Source organism: Vibrio sp. 03_296, from assembly GCF_002265885.1.
On the sequence record NZ_NPKW01001047.1, the window covers coordinates 1 to 988 of the forward strand.

Annotated in this window: 2 pseudogenes; one reads left to right on the forward strand and one right to left on the reverse strand. The window is 47.1% G+C overall.

Features of this window, described 5'->3' with window-relative positions:
- Window positions 1-216 (forward strand): annotated as a pseudogene (locus tag CIK04_RS29740) (methyl-accepting chemotaxis protein); the annotation flags it as partial.
- 94 nt (window positions 217-310) lie between these two features.
- Here the strand turns inward: CIK04_RS29740 and CIK04_RS29745 are convergent.
- A pseudogene (locus CIK04_RS29745) lies at window positions 311-988 on the reverse strand (alpha-amylase); the annotation flags it as partial.

The following is a 988-nucleotide window of genomic DNA, read 5'->3' on the forward strand; positions in this document are numbered from 1 at the left end:
AATGCGATTCAGCAGATCAGTGATATGAACATTCAAATTGCCTCTGCAGCGGAAGAGCAAAGCCTGGTGGCTGAAGAGATCAATAACAACACCGTGAAAATTAAAGACCTCTCTGTTCAAGTCGCGGATTTGGCAGAAAACGCCAACATCGCGATGCAAGTTCAGGTAGAGAATGTTCGAGAGCAGGACGCAATTCTTAATAAATTTATTGTGTAAGTCCGGCTCGAACGGTAATAGAAAAGGTCGAAGTGAGACTTCGCCTTTTTGTTTTCGCTATTTTGTTTCGCTATCTGCCCGTTTTGACACTATCTCAACACATCATCAACGCCGCTTTTGCTGCGACGACAATCTCAATCTTGCCGTTCATTGGTAAGAAATGCTTGCCCGTCAACATATCTTGAAGAGGGCGCGCTAGTGGTAAGGAGATCGTTTGTTTCCGCGCCGATTTGTTGATCACCACAAAACCACGCTCACCACGGCTGAACACCAACATATCGTCATTCCCTTCCAGCACCGTCATTGGCTCGCCATGAAAGTGGTTATGGAATGCAATCATCTGTACCATTCGCGGATCATGCCAAGCGTCTTCCAACGTGGCTGCCCGTTCTGGTTAAGTATGCCGCTCGTATCGAGATCGGTATAAATCAGAGGTGTTCCACCATCACGCCCCAATACATAGGCGTAAAGCTAACCACTCGTTTTCTTCATCAACACTAAGTTAGCAAACACATCATTGTTGGGAATATCATGTGTGGTGACAAACGTAATTGCGCGCCGATTCGACAACGCCTGACCAAAACAGTACGGGTCTATCAAGCTTTTAAAGCTGCCTTTCGGGCAAACGCTTTAAATAAGGTGCTAAAAGAGGGAATCGTACGCACCGAGGCGAGTCTCTTGTAAGTAAGGCTGCAGGAAAGCTCATACTCCTCCTCCGTGGCTCCCCCATCGGTGATGATTTCACCGAAGATATGCATGCCCTGCGTGATGT